Origin of the sequence: Mangrovimonas aestuarii (assembly GCF_028767185.1) — a bacterium.
Classification (GTDB): Bacteria; Bacteroidota; Bacteroidia; order Flavobacteriales; family Flavobacteriaceae; genus Mangrovimonas_B; species Mangrovimonas_B aestuarii.
In genome coordinates, this window is record NZ_JARACK010000004.1 from 14685 (window position 1) to 30244 (window position 15560).

The 15560-nt window shown below is 36.7% G+C and carries 14 protein-coding genes and 2 tRNA genes; 7 read left to right on the forward strand and 9 right to left on the reverse strand.

Features of this window, described 5'->3' with window-relative positions; all coding sequences use genetic code 11:
• Window positions 1–11: 11 nt before the first annotated feature.
• Both clpP and clpX read left to right on the forward strand, forming a co-directional pair.
• The gene (gene clpP / locus PWU04_RS06235; protein ID WP_274475048.1) at window positions 12–686 is read left to right on the forward strand and encodes an ATP-dependent Clp endopeptidase proteolytic subunit ClpP; all 675 of its coding nucleotides are present in this window, start codon (window positions 12–14) and stop codon (window positions 684–686) included.
• Window positions 687–721: 35 nt separating this feature from the next.
• Entirely contained in the window at window positions 722–1954 is a 1233-nt protein-coding gene (clpX, locus tag PWU04_RS06240) for an ATP-dependent Clp protease ATP-binding subunit ClpX (RefSeq protein ID WP_274475049.1), read from the forward strand.
• Window positions 1955–2015: 61 nt separating this feature from the next.
• Here clpX and PWU04_RS06245 read toward each other — a convergent pair whose 3' ends face one another.
• On the reverse strand, window positions 2016–3530 hold the full coding sequence (locus tag PWU04_RS06245) for a GH3 auxin-responsive promoter family protein (protein WP_274475051.1): 1515 nt from the start codon (window positions 3528–3530) through the stop codon (window positions 2016–2018).
• Window positions 3531–3673: 143 nt separating this feature from the next.
• On the opposite strand from PWU04_RS06245, the gene PWU04_RS06250 reads away from it, so the two are divergent.
• On the forward strand, window positions 3674–4474 hold the full coding sequence (locus tag PWU04_RS06250) for a DUF2797 domain-containing protein (RefSeq protein ID WP_274475052.1): 801 nt from the start codon (window positions 3674–3676) through the stop codon (window positions 4472–4474).
• Between the two features lie 16 nt (window positions 4475–4490).
• Here the strand turns inward: PWU04_RS06250 and rpsU are convergent, their stop codons facing one another.
• From rpsU to PWU04_RS06270, 4 genes are all read right to left on the reverse strand, one after another.
• Window positions 4491–4685, reverse strand: coding sequence for a 30S ribosomal protein S21 (gene rpsU, locus PWU04_RS06255; protein ID WP_274475054.1), 195 nt, complete (start codon window positions 4683–4685; stop codon window positions 4491–4493).
• A gap of 34 nt (window positions 4686–4719) precedes the next feature.
• Entirely contained in the window at window positions 4720–5583 is an 864-nt protein-coding gene (locus PWU04_RS06260) for a sigma-70 family RNA polymerase sigma factor (RefSeq protein ID WP_274475055.1), read from the reverse strand.
• 142 nt (window positions 5584–5725) lie between these two features.
• Window positions 5726–8377 carry an AsmA-like C-terminal region-containing protein gene (locus PWU04_RS06265; RefSeq protein ID WP_274475057.1) on the reverse strand — a complete coding sequence of 884 codons (2652 nt, stop codon included), beginning with the start codon at window positions 8375–8377 and terminating at the stop codon, window positions 5726–5728.
• Between the two features lie 86 nt (window positions 8378–8463).
• A complete protein-coding gene (locus tag PWU04_RS06270) occupies window positions 8464–9171 on the reverse strand; it encodes a queuosine precursor transporter (protein WP_274475059.1) in 708 nt (235 codons plus the stop codon).
• 66 nt (window positions 9172–9237) lie between these two features.
• Between PWU04_RS06270 and folK the strand changes: the two genes are divergently transcribed.
• Window positions 9238–10368, forward strand: coding sequence for a 2-amino-4-hydroxy-6-hydroxymethyldihydropteridine diphosphokinase (folK, locus tag PWU04_RS06275; RefSeq protein ID WP_274475061.1), 1131 nt, complete (start codon window positions 9238–9240; stop codon window positions 10366–10368).
• A gap of 27 nt (window positions 10369–10395) precedes the next feature.
• Here folK and PWU04_RS06280 read toward each other — a convergent pair whose 3' ends face one another.
• The gene (locus PWU04_RS06280; protein ID WP_274475062.1) at window positions 10396–10932 is read right to left on the reverse strand and encodes an RNA methyltransferase; all 537 of its coding nucleotides are present in this window, start codon (window positions 10930–10932) and stop codon (window positions 10396–10398) included.
• A gap of 122 nt (window positions 10933–11054) precedes the next feature.
• Here PWU04_RS06280 and mutS point away from each other — a divergent pair, with 122 nt between their 5' ends.
• From mutS to PWU04_RS06295, 3 genes are all read left to right on the forward strand, one after another.
• Entirely contained in the window at window positions 11055–13673 is a 2619-nt protein-coding gene (gene mutS / locus PWU04_RS06285) for a DNA mismatch repair protein MutS (protein ID WP_274475063.1), read from the forward strand.
• 117 nt (window positions 13674–13790) lie between these two features.
• Window positions 13791–13862: transfer RNA gene (locus PWU04_RS06290), tRNA-Gly, on the forward strand.
• A 24-nt stretch (window positions 13863–13886) separates the two neighbouring features.
• Window positions 13887–13972, forward strand: a tRNA-Leu gene (locus PWU04_RS06295).
• Window positions 13973–14047: 75 nt separating this feature from the next.
• Here PWU04_RS06295 and PWU04_RS06300 read toward each other — a convergent pair.
• The 3 genes from PWU04_RS06300 to PWU04_RS06310 form a co-directional block, all read right to left on the reverse strand.
• Window positions 14048–14440, reverse strand: a complete 393-nt coding sequence (locus tag PWU04_RS06300; protein ID WP_274475065.1) for a hypothetical protein — start codon at window positions 14438–14440, stop codon at window positions 14048–14050.
• A 187-nt stretch (window positions 14441–14627) separates the two neighbouring features.
• Window positions 14628–15080 carry a thioredoxin family protein gene (locus tag PWU04_RS06305; protein WP_274475066.1) on the reverse strand — a complete coding sequence of 151 codons (453 nt, stop codon included), beginning with the start codon at window positions 15078–15080 and terminating at the stop codon, window positions 14628–14630.
• A 25-nt stretch (window positions 15081–15105) separates the two neighbouring features.
• Entirely contained in the window at window positions 15106–15462 is a 357-nt protein-coding gene (locus tag PWU04_RS06310) for a nuclear transport factor 2 family protein (protein WP_274475067.1), read from the reverse strand.
• Window positions 15463–15560 lie beyond the last annotated feature (98 nt).

A 15560-nucleotide genomic window follows, 5' to 3' on the forward strand; every position in this document is an offset into this window, starting at 1 on the left:
TAAAGACGCTTATGAATTACGCTAAGGAATTTGAGAAATTCGCTATAAAAGACCAAGGGATCAGTAGTACTTATTATGGAAAGATAATGAGCCATATGTATCCAGTAGGGTTAACTCCAAATATTATTGAAGAACGTCAAATGAATGCTGTTGCTATGGACGTGTTTTCACGTTTAATGATGGATCGCATTATTTTTCTTGGTACCGGAATCAATGACCAAGTAGCTAATATTGTTCAGGCTCAGTTATTGTTCTTGGAAAGTACCGATGCTTCAAAAGATATCCAAATTTACATCAATTCACCAGGAGGGGGAGTTTATGCAGGATTGGGAATCTACGATACCATGCAGTTCATTAAGCCAGATGTAGCAACCATTTGTACAGGTATGGCAGCCTCTATGGGGGCCGTGCTGTTATGCGCAGGTACCAAGGGGAAACGTAGTGCTTTACCTCATTCAAGGGTAATGATCCACCAACCGCTTGGAGGTGCTCAAGGACAAGCTAGTGATATAGAAATTACAGCTCGTGAAATCTTGACATTAAAAGAAGAATTGTATAAGATTATCAGTAAGCACTCTGGTCAGGAATACGACAAAGTTTACGACGACAGTGACCGTGATTACTGGATGAAGGCTGATAAAGCTAAAGAATATGGAATGATTGACGAGGTGTTGCAACGCAGCTAATCAAATCATTAAAAAATAGAAGGAGAAAAAGAGTTATGGCAAAGGAAGAATTAGAATGTTCATTTTGTGGAAGGAAAAAACCTGAGACCAACTTACTTATTGCAGGTCTTGATGCCCATATCTGCGACAGATGTATAGAGCAAGCCCACGGTATTGTTTTGGAAGAATCAAGACAATCTGAGAACAGTGAACTTTCTGCAGAGTTAATGTTGCGAAAGCCTCAGCAGATAAAGTCATTTTTAGATGAGTATATCATAGGGCAGGAGACTACCAAGAAAGTGATGTCGGTAGCGGTTTATAACCACTATAAGCGTTTATTACAACCAGTTTCTAATGATGATATAGAGATTCAAAAGAGTAACATTATCATGGTTGGGCAAACAGGTACTGGTAAAACATTAGTGGCCAAAACCATTGCAAGAATGCTTAACGTTCCGTTAGCTATAGTAGATGCTACTGTCTTGACAGAAGCTGGTTATGTTGGTGAGGATGTAGAAAGTATTCTTACTCGTTTACTTCAAGCTGCCGATTACAACTTGGAAAAGGCAGAGAAAGGAATCGTTTTCATTGATGAGATTGATAAGATTGCTCGTAAAAGTGATAACCCATCCATTACCAGAGATGTATCAGGTGAAGGAGTTCAACAGGCGTTATTAAAACTTTTGGAAGGGACAGTTGTAAATGTTCCACCAAAAGGAGGTCGTAAGCATCCAGATCAAAAGTTTATTGAGGTAAATACTGAAAATATCTTATTCATAGCAGGAGGAGCCTTCGATGGTATCGATAAGATTATTTCCAAACGTTTGAATATGCAGGCTGTTGGATATAGCGCTTCAAAAGCAGAAGATGTAATTGATCAGGATAATCTGTTGCAGTACATTATTCCTAAAGACTTAAAGGATTTTGGTTTGATTCCTGAAATTATTGGTCGTCTACCGGTATTAACGCACATGAATCCGTTAGATGCCAAAACCCTTAGAGCCATTTTGACAGAGCCTAAAAATGCAATTATCAAGCAGTATAAGAAATTGTTTGAGATGGATGATATCGATTTCAGTATTACTGAAGGAGCTCTGGACTTTATTGTTGAAAAGGCAATTGAATACAAACTTGGTGCTCGTGGATTACGATCGTTGTGCGAGGAAATCCTAACCGATGCTATGTTTGAATTACCGGGTACCGATGAAGATTCTTTAAAGGTAACCAAGGCTTACGCCGAGGATAAGCTCACCAAAACGACTTTGAAAAAGTTGAAAGCGGTATCATAGGCATATTAAAGAGATATAAAAAGAAACCCCATTGCAAATTGTAATGGGGTTTTGTTTTTGTTTAATTATTTAGTTCAATCAGCTCGTCTAAGTAGTCTCTGGTGTTGGATAGTCGAGGTATTTTATGTTGCCCTCCTAATTTGTCGTGCTTCTTAAGCCAATCGTAGAATAGATTATGTCTAGCTATGTGTATCGTCGGGCGATTTAGGGTAATGTTGTTGTACCGTTTTGCTTCATAGTCTGAGTTTAAGGCTTTTAGAGCGTTATCCATCAGCTCTATAAAATAATCCATGTTTTTTGGAGGTGTTTTAAATTCTATCATCCATTCATGGGCACCTTTATCCTTTCCGCTCATAAAAATAGGCGCAACGGTATAGTCTATGATTTCAGCTCCGGTTTTTTTACAAACTTTTTTTAAGGCTTCTTCCGTGTTTTCAATGATGAGTTCTTCTCCAAAAACATTTATATGATGCTTGGTTCTTCCGGTTACCTTTACTCGGTAAGGAGAAATGGATGTAAATCGTATTGTGTCTCCAATTTTATAGCGCCAAAGCCCAGCGTTGGTGGTAATGATAACCGCATAGTTTTTCCCCAATTCCACCTCGCTTAGCGGAATTACTTTTTCATTTGGTGTTCCGTAAGTATCCATCGGTATAAATTCATAGAATATACCGTAGTCCAGCATTAACAATAACTCACTTGAATTGTTTCTGTCCTGGATGGCAAAAAAACCTTCTGAAGCATTATAGATTTCGTAATACCTAAAATCCTTTCTAGGTAATATGGACTTATACTGATCCTTATAAGGAATAAAGCTCACGCCACCATGAAAGTATACTTCAAGATTAGGCCACACATCAAATAAAGAGGATTTCCCTGTTGTTTCAAGTACATTGTTAAGGAGTACTAACATCCATGAAGGCACACCTGCTAAACTCGTAACGTTTTCTTCTATGGTTTCATCAACGATGGCCTGCATTTTATATTCCCAATCGCTCATTAGCGATACCTTGCTACTTGGCGTGCTACTGAATTCGGCCCAGAATGGCATATTGTCTATCAATATCGCTGAAAGGTCACCGAAGACAGTTCCGTTTTCTTTGTAAAGCTCTTTGCTGCCACCAAGACGAAGACTTTTTCCTGTAAAAAGTTGTGAATTTTCGTTGTTGTTAAGGTACATACAAAGCAAATCTTTACTGGCTGCGTAATGACAATCTTCCAAGGATTCCATAGATACAGGGATGAACTTACTTTTTGCTCCAGTAGTTCCACTCGACTTAGCAAACCATTTAATTGGTCTTGGCCAGTAAATATTGGATTCACCATGGCGAGAGCGTTCAATAATATCTTGATAGTCCTCATAGGACGAGATGGGAACCCTTTCGGCAAATGTTTTGTAGTTATTAATTGAAGTGAATTCGTATTGCTTCCCAATTTCTGTGTCCTTGGCAATATCAACGAGTTTCAATAGGAGTTCGTTTTGAACTTCGTTTGGGTATTTTAAGAACAACTCTATTTGATGAAATCGTTTTTTTAAAAACCAGGCAGCAATAGAATTTACAATTGGAATTGGCATATTTGCATTATCTTTAAAAAATTAAAAATAAGTTTTTTTTTGTGCACATACCTATATTAAGTGCACTTTTGAACTTCTCTTAAAATGGATTGTTTTTAAGAGTTTACACTGAATTGTATATCAATAAAAAGCGAAGATAAATTATGCTATATCAAGGGGTTCTTACAAAGATGGAAACAGAGTTAGCTAATCCTATCCAATATTATTTGGTTTTTGATAACGACTTCATCAACATGAACCAGATGTTAGGAAAGACCATTAGCATTGATTTTGTGAAGTACCAATGTCTTAACTGTGGTTTGGATAAGAAAATTTATCGTCAAGGATTTTGTAAATCTTGTTTTTATGATGTGCCCCAAGCTGCTGATTGGGTGATGAGACCAGAACTGAGTAAGGCTCATCTCGATGAAGAGGAACGTGACCTTGAGTTTGAAAAGCGAGTGCAGTTACAGCCTCATATTGTGTACTTGGCTAATTCGAGCAATGTAAAAGTTGGAGTGACAAGAAAAAGTCAGGTGCCAACTAGGTGGATTGACCAAGGAGCTCACGAAGCGATTGAAATCGTTGAGGTGCCGAATCGATATTTGGCCGGGATAACTGAAGTTGCGCTTAAAGAGCATGTAAGTGATAAAACCAATTGGCGTAACATGCTTAAAAATGAGATTAAGGATGAAAACTTAGTGGAATGGCGCGAAAACCTAAAGCAGTTTATTCCTGATGAGGTTTTGGATTACTATATAGCCTCGAATCAGGAAACCCAATTGGAGTTTCCTGTAGAGCAATACCCTAAAAAGCCTAAAAGCTTAAATTTAGATAAAACACCAAAATATCAAGGTGTGCTTAAAGGGGTAAAGGGGCAATATCTAATATTTGAAGATGAAACCGTATTCAATATAAGAGCAAACGAAGGCTATGTTGTAGCAATCGGGGTGGTAGTGCCCTAAGGTTAGGGCAAAACTATTATATTTCTTCTTGGTTTTTTAGGGCTTGAATGTATTGAGCCTTTTGAATTTCCTTTCTTCGGCGTACAGACTTTTTTGTAAAGTGTTGCTTGTCCCTTAGGTTTTGTAATACTTTGGTATCTCTGTATTTACGCTTAAAGCGTTTAAGGGCGCGTTCTATTTTTTCTCCTTCTTTTACTTCTACTATAAGCATATAATTATTTTAGTTTTTGTGGTTATTAATTGATTTATCCTAAATAGGTTTTTAGAATTTTATTTTTGGAGCTATGTCTTAATCGGCGAAGGCCTTTTTCCTTAATTTGTCTTACACGTTCACGGGTAAGATCGAAGGTTTCCCCTATCTCTTCTAGGCTCATTGGGTGGTGGTTTCCAATACCATAATATAGACGAATAACGTCTCCTTCTCTTGGAGACAAAGTATCTAAGGCTCTATTTATTTCGAGGTTTAATGAGTCGTTGATAAGGTCTCTGTCGGGATTTGGTGATTCTCCGGAACTTACAACATCGTAAAGGTTTGAGTCTTCACCTTCTTTCAGTGGGGCATCCATGGAAACATGTCGACCTGAGTTTTTAATGGATTGTTTTACGTCATTCACGCTCATGTCTAGTTCCTTAGCGATTTCTTCTGCACTCGGTGGGCGTTGATGGGCTTGTTCTAGATGGGAAAAGGCTTTGTTTATTTTGTTGATGGATCCAATTTTATTCAAAGGTAACCTTACAATTCTTGATTGTTCTGCCAAAGCTTGAAGAATAGATTGTCTAATCCACCAAACAGCATAAGATATGAATTTAAACCCTCGGGTTTCATCAAAGCGTTTGGCTGCTTTAACTAAACCTGCATTTCCCTCGTTGATCAAATCCGGAAGTTTTAAGCCTTGATTTTGATATTGTTTGGCAACTGAAACTACAAATCTTAGGTTGGCCGTGACCAACTTGTCCAAAGCTATCTGGTCGCCTTCTTTAATACGCTGAGCCAGTTCTACTTCCTCTTCTGCAGTAATTAAAGGCATTTTACTAATGTCCTGAAGGTATTTGTCCAGTGATTTGGATTCACGGTTTGTAACTTGCTTGGTAATTTTTAATTGCCTCATGGGATTTTTCTCTTTTGTTAGTAATACTCCAATTGTATAACATAACTTTTTTTTGTTAAAAACCAAATAATAAGGTGGTTTTTTGCTGAAAATCCAAAAAAATCAATTAAAAAGACCTTGAAACTACAAATAATGGTCTTTTTTATTCTTTTTTACTGTTCTTGAATAAACTGTTTACAGCGTTTTTTACGCCTTCTTCAACTGCATTTTGTGTGCTGTTATTGCTGGTTCCTGTAGTGTCAGAATTATTGTTGCTAGATTGGCTGTTTGCGCCTAATAAATTGTTTATGATGTCCTTGGCTTTTTCTTCTCCCTTGTTCATCATTTTTTGTTTCTGAATTTCAACAAGTTGTTTGGTTAGATTTGAAACGCTTGAAGATAAATCTGTTTTCACTTTTGGGGCCGTATAGGTGCCTGTGATATTTGCTGTTACAGGAACCGTCATATTGTTAACCTTAGGGTCGTCAATTTTACCAATTAAGCGATTAATATCACTTCCTAGGTATTTGGCAGGGACATCCAATACTGCGTTATAACTCAATTTGGTATTAAACCCATGAGAACCAGAAACAGTGATGTCGATGTCTTCGTATTTAATAGTAAACGGTTTAACTGCCACTTCGCCATTTTCAAATGTTAAATATGTTTTTAGGTCTTTTAAGTCAAGTTTGCTAACATCTAAAAACTTAAGATTTTGCCCAAGTGAGCTAACCAGTTTGTTGTTTTCTAATGTTTCCTTACTCGTTAATAGTTCAATAGCTGCCTTACCATTAACTGAGTTAAGGTCTGGAGTCATTTCTGGACTTAGTTTTCCACTTAATTTGATTCCTGAGTTAAAGCTTCCCTGAAGCGTTTGAGCAATTGGTGCAAGAGCTTTAAGTAAATCTAAATCACGAAATGATTGTGCTATATCAATGCCTTTCATGTCAAAATCAAAACTGAAATCTGGAACATCATTTTTAGTGTCAACAGAACCGTTCATAGCCATTTTTCCATTGAATATCTCTGAAGTGATATTGTTTAGGGTCGCTTTTTGGTCTTTAATAATTAATGTACCTGCAACCTGTTTAAGAGTTAGGTTGTCGTATAAAACGGTATTGGCATTAGCATTTACGGTACAGTCTAAAAAGGCTGGGATTTTTAAAGGTTCGGTAGTTTGTGAGGCCTGTTTTGTTTCAGATGTTTTTTGAGGCGATTTCTCTGATGATTCTTCAACCATAAAATCACTTACTGCAAAAGTGTTGGAATAAAGCGTGAAATTCCCTTTTAGAGGTTTGTTGCTCATTACAAATCCCATTAGGTTTTCAATATTACCCTTGGCTTGAATGTCACTTTTTCCTGTTCTGGCCTTAAATTGGTTTAAGGTTACACTTTGAGTGTTAAAAGAAAGGTTGGCATCGTTTATGTATACAGGGTTAAGTAAGTCTTCAGAAGCGAAATGAAACCCAGTTAAGCTAAGCTGTCCGGTTGTTTTTATTCTCTCGTAAGCATTGGTGTCTATGGCGTCCATGTCGAAGTTTGTATAAATATCTCCTTTTAAGATTCCGTTTAACTCCTGATCCATTTGAATAGGATATGCTTGACTGATGTTAGCAAGATTTATTATGCCGTTAAGTTTTGCTTTTACCAACATGTTTTTTGTCAGGTTGCTGATTTTTGCAGATGAGGCAAAGCGGTCTTTGTCAATGTTGAAATTAAGTGCTTTTAGATCTACGTATGTATCATCAGGATTACCACTTTCATTTTTTATTACAGTATTGATAACAATATTGTTTATGCCTTTTGGTAAATCAGGGTATTTAAATGATGCATTTTCAGATGTAATAGTTATATCCAAGGTAGGTATTGTAGTTTCGGAAACCAATCCCTTTACCAGTCCTTTTACTTTGAAGTCTCCTGATGTTTGTACATTGTTTAAATCTTTGGAATAAGCTTCTGGTAAGAGTGCTAAGAAATCTTTAAAGCTAGTTCCTGGGTTTTCAAACGTTAAGTCTATTTGCTGTCCACTATCTATTAAGCCAAAAGACCCATCAAACTTTAATGGCATTTTATTGATTTGGGCAGCGTTGTCCTTGAATGTGTATATGTTGTTCTCAAGATCGGCACCGATGATAGCATCCAAAGTGAAAGCAACATTGTTGAGGTATTGTGTGCTGTCCATTTCTAAGGTTACGTGTAGGGATGTATTGGTGTCGATTTCAGATCTGTCAGCTGAAAAAGTTCCTTTTCCCGAGTGGTTAAGCTCGGTAACGTAAGCGTTCATATTTGCAGTTTCGTCAATATAGGTTACAGCGCTATTTTTTAAGCTGTAGTCGTCTATGCTGAAAGTGAAATTTTTTGAACCAGATGATTTGTTTTCTTCTGTTTTTGATGTCGATTCAGAGCCGTCTTTTTTAGCGATATCATAATTTGCGATACCATTTTTATTTGTTTTAAGTGTTAGAAGCGCTTCATCAATGGCAATAGAACTAATTGTCATTGGTGTCTCTCCAGAAGTATTTAGTAGTTCGCCAAGAGGCATGGTGAACTCAATCGACTTTACTGATACAAGTGTTTCGTCTTCAAATGGGGCGAAGTTGGTTATGTTGAGGTTTTCTATGCTTACACTTGCTTTTGGGAAACTGCTCAGCAGACTTAAGTTGACATCACTGAACTCAACTTTAGCATTTACATTATCGTTTATCGCTTTTTTTATCATGTCTTTGATTTGCGATTCAAATAAAATTGGCACAAAAGCCAAAATAATGATAAGGGCAAGAAGAGTAATCCCAGTGATTTTAAGTATTTTTTTCATAGTAAAAGTCTTACGTGGGTATTTACGGATAAAGTAAGCAAATAGTTTATAAACCAACTAATTTTTATGGAAAGTTTAGCGATTCCTTAAAGCAAATCTATTTCCTGGTTTGTCTTAAGATTGAAGCGTTTTTTAAAAACATAAACGCCAAGATAAAGAAACGGAGTGTCCAAAACGGCAATCATAACCTTGAACAAAAAGCCGCTGATAAGCAGTCCTATGAATCTACTCCATTCTATTTTCCCAAAAGAGCAAAGGAGTAAAAGGACTGTGAACGTGTCGACAAATTGCGATAGGAAAGTAGAAAAATTGTTGCGTATCCAAAGGTGTTTGCCTTGGGTTAATCGTTTCCAAAAATGATAAATCTGTATGTCGATAAATTGGGCAAAAAGGTATGCCATCATACTCGCTAAAACAGCAATGGCTGTGCTGCCAAAAACAGTGGTGAACAATTTGTTTCCCACGGGCGACCATGACGTAGCAGGAACAGCATTGGAAACATATACGATAAGCATGGAAAATACCGAAGCAAAAATACCGGCAACAACAATTTGGTTGGCTCGTTTCTTACCGTAAATCTCACTGATGAGATCGGTAATTAAGAAGGTTAATGGGTATGGAAGTATGCCTACCGAAATTTCGAAAAGGTTAGCGCCGAAGATCGTTACATTTCCGAATGGATACCAGTAAAAGAACTTTTGAAAGATAAGGTTCGATACCACTAGTGAAGTAATGAACAGTGCTCCCAACAGTAGGTAAATGCGTTGTGCTGCAAGTTTGTCTTTTAGGGTCATGAACGGTTAATAGTTTGAACAAATATAAGTGAAAGTGCTTTTCTTTTACTTATTTTGCTTTTGATTATGCGAGAGTACAAGCTAGTTTACATATCGTTGGGAAGCAATATTGGAGAGAGGTTAAACTATCTTCAAAATGCGGTTAATACCATTTTTGACAGAATAGGAGCAGTAAGGGCTATATCTAAAGTTTACAGTACACCTGCTTTAGGGTTTGAAGGCGACGATTTCCTGAATGCTTGTGTTTTGGTAGAAACCTCAATCGCTCCTGAAGATGTGATGACAGAACTCTTGAATATTGAAAAGGAGTTGGGACGTGTTCGTTCGGAAGGTTCAGGCTATCAATCCAGAACCGTTGATCTCGATATGGTTTTTTACGAAGATGAGATTCATAATACCGAACATTTGGTTTTGCCACATCCACAGATGCAGCACCGAAAATTTGTTCTTCAACCGTTAAAAGATATTGCGGCAGAGTGTATTCATCCTGTTTTAAAGAAATCGGTAACGGAGCTTTTAAGGTCTTGTGATGACGATAGTGTTTTAGTGGAGACAGACTTTAGTTTGATTAACCCCCAAGAGCAATTTGGTTTTTCAAAATATAACTACATTGCTATAGAAGGGAATATAGGAGCTGGGAAAACTAGTTTGGCAACCCAATTGGCAAATGATTTTAATGCAAAACTGATCTTGGAGCGTTTTGCTGATAACCCATTTTTGCCAAAGTTTTATAGTGATATAGAACGTTATGCATTCCCTTTGGAAATGTCTTTTTTAGCCGATAGGTATCAACAAATAAGTGATGATCTATCCCAGTTGGATTTGTTCAAGGATTTTGTTATAAGTGATTATGATGTGTTTAAATCCCTGATTTTTTCAAAAATCACTTTGCCGGAAGAAGAGTTTAAGCTTTATAGGAAACTGTTTTACCTAATGTACAAGGATATCCCTAAACCGGATTTATATATCTACTTGCATCAAGAAACAGAGCAATTGCAGCATAATATAAAAAAGAGAGGCAGAGGGTATGAGCAAAATATATCCCACAGTTATTTGGATAAGATTACTTCAGGCTATTTGGAATTCCTTAGGAATAATACCAAAATGAATGTGAAAATTATCAATTTGTCCAATCGGGATTTTGTTAAGGATAGGCAGGTTTATATGGGTGTTTTAAAGGAAATATCTGCAGAATAATTTAAACGGTTTTTCTTTATTCTTCTACTATTTGAAAACTCCCATTTTCGAGAAAATATCCCAGATAACAACTCCTGCACTTACGGAGATATTCAGAGAATGTTTAGTGCCGTATTGGGGGATTTCGATAACCATATCACTCTCAGATACGACATTCTGAGCAACACCTTTAACTTCATTTCCAAAAACAAGAGCGTAAGTCGCACCAGGTTCAGGACTGAAGTCATTTAACATGATAGCGTTTTCGGCTTGTTCTATCGAAATGACTTTTACGCCATTGGCTTTAAGTTTCGTGATAACATCTATGGTGTTTTCTGAGTATTCCCAAGTTACACTTTCGGTGCTTCCTAAAGCTGTTTTGTGAATATCCTTATTTGGTGGAGTAGCGGTAATGCCGCACAAGTAGATTTTTTCAACAAGAAAGGCATCGCTGGTACGGAACACAGAACCTATGTTGTTTAGACTTCTAATGTTATCCAAAACAACAATAATTGGAGTTTTATCGGTTTGTTTAAACTCCTCTAAATTTAGTCTGTTTAACTCGCTGTTCTTTAACTTTCTCATGAATTCTTACTGTGAATAATTATAAATAACTTGTAAAGTAACCGTTTTACAAACCAGCTAAATTTAGTTACTTTAGCAACCTTACTTATTGGGCAAAAATACTATTAAAAAATCACTTACCCTTGGCTAAAAAAACAAAAAAAGAGACCCCGTTGATGAAGCAGTACAACAGCATTAAGGCTAAATATCCTGATGCATTATTGTTGTTTAGAGTAGGGGATTTTTACGAGACCTTTGGAGAAGATGCGGTAAGAACCGCCAAGATTTTAGATATTATCTTAACAAAAAGAGGTGCAGGTTCTGAAAGTGAAACTGAGTTGGCAGGATTCCCCCATCACTCATTGAATACTTATTTACCTAAATTGGTGAAAGCGGGCGAGCGTGTGGCAATATGTGATCAGTTGGAAGATCCTAAACAAACCAAAACGATTGTAAAGCGAGGAGTAACCGAATTGGTAACACCTGGTGTTGCGTTAAATGATGAGGTTTTACGCTCTAAGTCGAACAACTTTTTGTGTTCGGTGTATTTTGGAAAGCATAACATTGGAGTGGCATTTTTAGATATCTCCACAGGGGAATTTTTGACCTCTCAAGGAAGTGCAGAGTATATCGATAAGTTACTTCAAAACTTTAGCCCCAGTGAAGTATTGGTTTCGAAGCCTAAACGCAGTAAGTTTAATGAAACTTTTGGAGAAGACTATCATACATTTTACCTTGAAGATTGGGTGTTCCAATCGGACTATGCAGAGGAAACCCTTTTAAAACATTTCGATACCAAATCGTTAAAAGGATTTGGAGTTGAAGAACTTCAAGAGGGAATAGTTGCTTCCGGTGCGGCACTACATTATTTGGCAGAAACCCAGCATAACAAACTAGAGCATATTACTTCGATTAGCAGAATAGCAGAGGATGAATATGTTTGGATGGATAAGTTTACTATCAGAAACTTAGAGCTTTACCATTCCACCAACAATATGGCGGTAACTTTAATCAATGTTATAGACAAGACAATTTCGCCAATGGGTGGACGTATGTTGAAACGTTGGTTGGCACTTCCGCTTAAAAACCTCAATAAGATTAAGAAACGCCATGATGTTGTTGAGTATTTTAGTAAGGAACATGCCATTCATCAAAGAATACAAAACCAAATCAAGCATATTGGGGATTTAGAGCGATTAATATCTAAGGTGGCTACAGGGAAGGTGAATCCTCGCGAAGTGGTTCAGCTTAAAAACTCTTTGGAGGCTATCGTACCAATAAAAGCCTTGGCTGAAAACAGCGATAATGAATCGCTTCAGGTTATTGGAGAAAAACTTCAAGCCTGTGATGGATTACGAAATAAGATTAAGGCAACTTTAAACGAAGAAGCTCCTGTTAATATTCTAAAAGGAAATACAGTGGCTGAAGGGTTTTCTTCTGAACTTGATGAATTACGTGGCTTATCAACTTCAGGGAAACAGTATCTGGATAATATGCTGCAACGCGAAAGTGAGCGTACTGGAATCCCTTCACTAAAGATTGCCTCAAACAATGTATTTGGGTATTATATAGAAGTTCGAAATACCCATAAGGACAAAGTGCCTCAGGAATGGATTAGAAAACAAACCCTTGTTAGTGCTGAGCGTTATATTACTGAAGAGTTAAAGGAGTACGAAGCTAAGATTCTTGGTGCAGAAGAGCGTATCCTTGAAATTGAACAGCAACTTTTTACAGAGTTGATTGAATGGATGGGTGAGTACATTAAGCCTGTACAACAAAATGCTTTTCTAATAGGTCAATTAGACTGTTTGTGTGGGTTTGCTCAATTGGCTAAGGATAATAATTATATCCGTCCTGAAGTTTTGGAACATCATGTACTAGATATTAAAGATGGGCGCCACCCAGTAATAGAAAAGCAATTGCCAATAGGAGAAGCCTATATCGCTAATGATGTTTTTCTAGATAGAGATGCGCAACAAATCATAATGATTACGGGGCCAAACATGTCCGGTAAGTCGGCGATATTAAGGCAAACGGCTCTTATTGTGCTTATGGCACAGATAGGAAGTTTTGTTCCGGCAAAATCGGCTAATATTGGATTGGTGGATAAAATATTTACTCGTGTCGGGGCTAGCGACAATATTTCGATGGGAGAGTCGACGTTTATGGTGGAGATGAATGAAACGGCATCTATCCTAAATAATATTTCTGATAGAAGTTTGGTGCTATTGGATGAAATTGGTCGTGGTACCAGTACTTACGATGGTATTTCCATTGCATGGGCCATTAGCGAATATTTGCACGAACATCCGGCAAAACCTAAAACATTGTTCGCAACACACTATCATGAATTGAATGAAATGTCCGAAACTTTCTCGAGAATCAAAAATTATAATGTTTCGGTTAAAGAGTTAAAGGATAATGTTTTGTTTTTACGTAAACTGGTTGAGGGAGGTAGCGAACACAGTTTTGGAATCCATGTTGCGAAAATGGCTGGAATGCCTCAACAGGTATTACATCGTGCAAATATGATATTAAAGAAACTTGAAAAATCACATTCTAGTGAGGAGTTGACCAATGGTGTAAAATCTATTAAAGATGATATGCAATTAAGCTTCTTTAAACTGGATGATCCTTTGTTAGAGGAGATTAAGGAAGAAATTATGCTTACTGATATAGACACATTAACCCCTGTTGAGGCTTTAATGAAGCTTAATGGAATTAAGCGTATGTTGTTGAAACAAGCCGAGCCTCAAAAATAATTTCATTATTTTTTCGAAAATGCTTTGCAGTTATAATAATTGTTTTAAATTTGCATCCGCAATAACGAAGTAATTGCAGCCTGTTGAGCAGGCATGTTCTTAAAAAAGAATACTAATGCGAAAGTAGCTCAGGGGTAGAGCATCACCTTGCCAAGGTGAGGGTCGCGGGTTCAAATCCCGTCTTTCGCTCTACGCACTGTCAAAAATACCAATGCAGAAGTGGTGGAATTGGTAGACACGTTGGACTTAAAATCCAATGGACAGTAATGTCCGTGCGGGTTCAAGTCCCGCCTTCTGTACAAAGCCTTTATGAAAATTCATAAAGGCTTTTTTATTTATATTAATCACATTATAAAGAAGTGAGCTTTATCTAGCTAAAGAACCCATTTGGCAAGTTTGTATTTACGCTTAAATGGTTTAATTTCTTTGTTGATTTTCTTTTTATACGATTTTAATAAGTCGTCATCCTTAAAGGCGTTTTCGATGAAACCATCCCTTTGTTTCTTAAGGTCCGTGAGCTTGGAGATTTTGGTCTCATCATCGTCATCCCCACTGGCAATGTTCATAATGTCTTCAACATAGCGTTTGTTTTCACTTTCAATATTACTTCTAATGTCGGTCGGAATGTTCAAGTCTTTACTAGGGTTTAAAGCAGAAAGCATATCTGCAGAAAATTCAGGAGAGGGTTTGGTTATTGTTTGGGCCTGAATGTTAAACGATACAAGGACTAGTAGTATCAAACTGAAGTATTTTAATGCAGAACTCATAATAGTGAATTTTAAAGTTTATTAAATGTAATCATTTCATTATCAGTATGCAATATGAAATTAGGGTGTATTATTAAAATGATATTATCTAGGAAAATAATGATGAAAACAATGTGGTTAAAAAGCAGGCTTTTTATATATGAAAACCTAAAAAAATTAAAATATGGTTCCCATTTTTCTTTAAAGGCTATTTATTAATAGGGACATACCTTTTACCTAAATTAATAAACGGATACGGTTTTCTATATCCACCCGATTTTCCCAGTAATCTACCATCTTTGTCAATAAACAAAAAAGAGGGATAACTCCTTACTCCATATTTTCTTGCAAGCATTGCTCCTTCTTTCTTTTCTCCATTATAGCTAACGTTGATGAAGTTTTTATTGTAGAACTCTCCAACGTCCTTATCTGAAAAGGTTTTTCTTTTCATTAATTTACATGGGCCACACCAAGTAGCGTAAATATCCAGGAAAATAAGTTTATCTTCTTTTTTTGCCAACTCTAAGGCTTCATCCCAAGAGCCCTTATGGAAATCTATTCCTCTTTTGTATAGGGTGTCTGTTTCTGACTTTGATGATGTAAAGCTATAGAAGGTTAGCAATAGAGCAACTGCACATGTAAAGAAAATTATATTTTTCATTAGGTCTTGGTTTTATCTGTGTTATTTAAATGTCAATTTTCCTATCCTCGCTTATAGTTCCTTCCATGGTATAATACGAGCATATTTCATCAATTAAACTGTCTTTGGTAAAGAACCATTCGCTGACTTCTAAAGAGAAATTACCTTGAATCGCTGTATAGCGTATACAGGCTTTGTTGTCTCCGAATATCTCATCGTGGATTTCAAAACGATGGTTTAAGAATTTATCCTGATTAGCTTTGACAAGATTAAGGTAATATTCTTTGCCCATAATAGTGCCATAGGGGCTCGTGTGTTTAAATTGATCTGTTAACGGAAGATTTAAAAAGTCACCAGTTTCCCATTTTTTAAACCAAGTGTGGACGAGTTCTTCAGTGGACATGATGGAGTATCTTGAGATTCAAAATTAAAGATAGTAATCTCAAAATAAAAAGAGGCTACCTTCACATAGGCAGCCCTCTTTCACAATAATAAAACAAA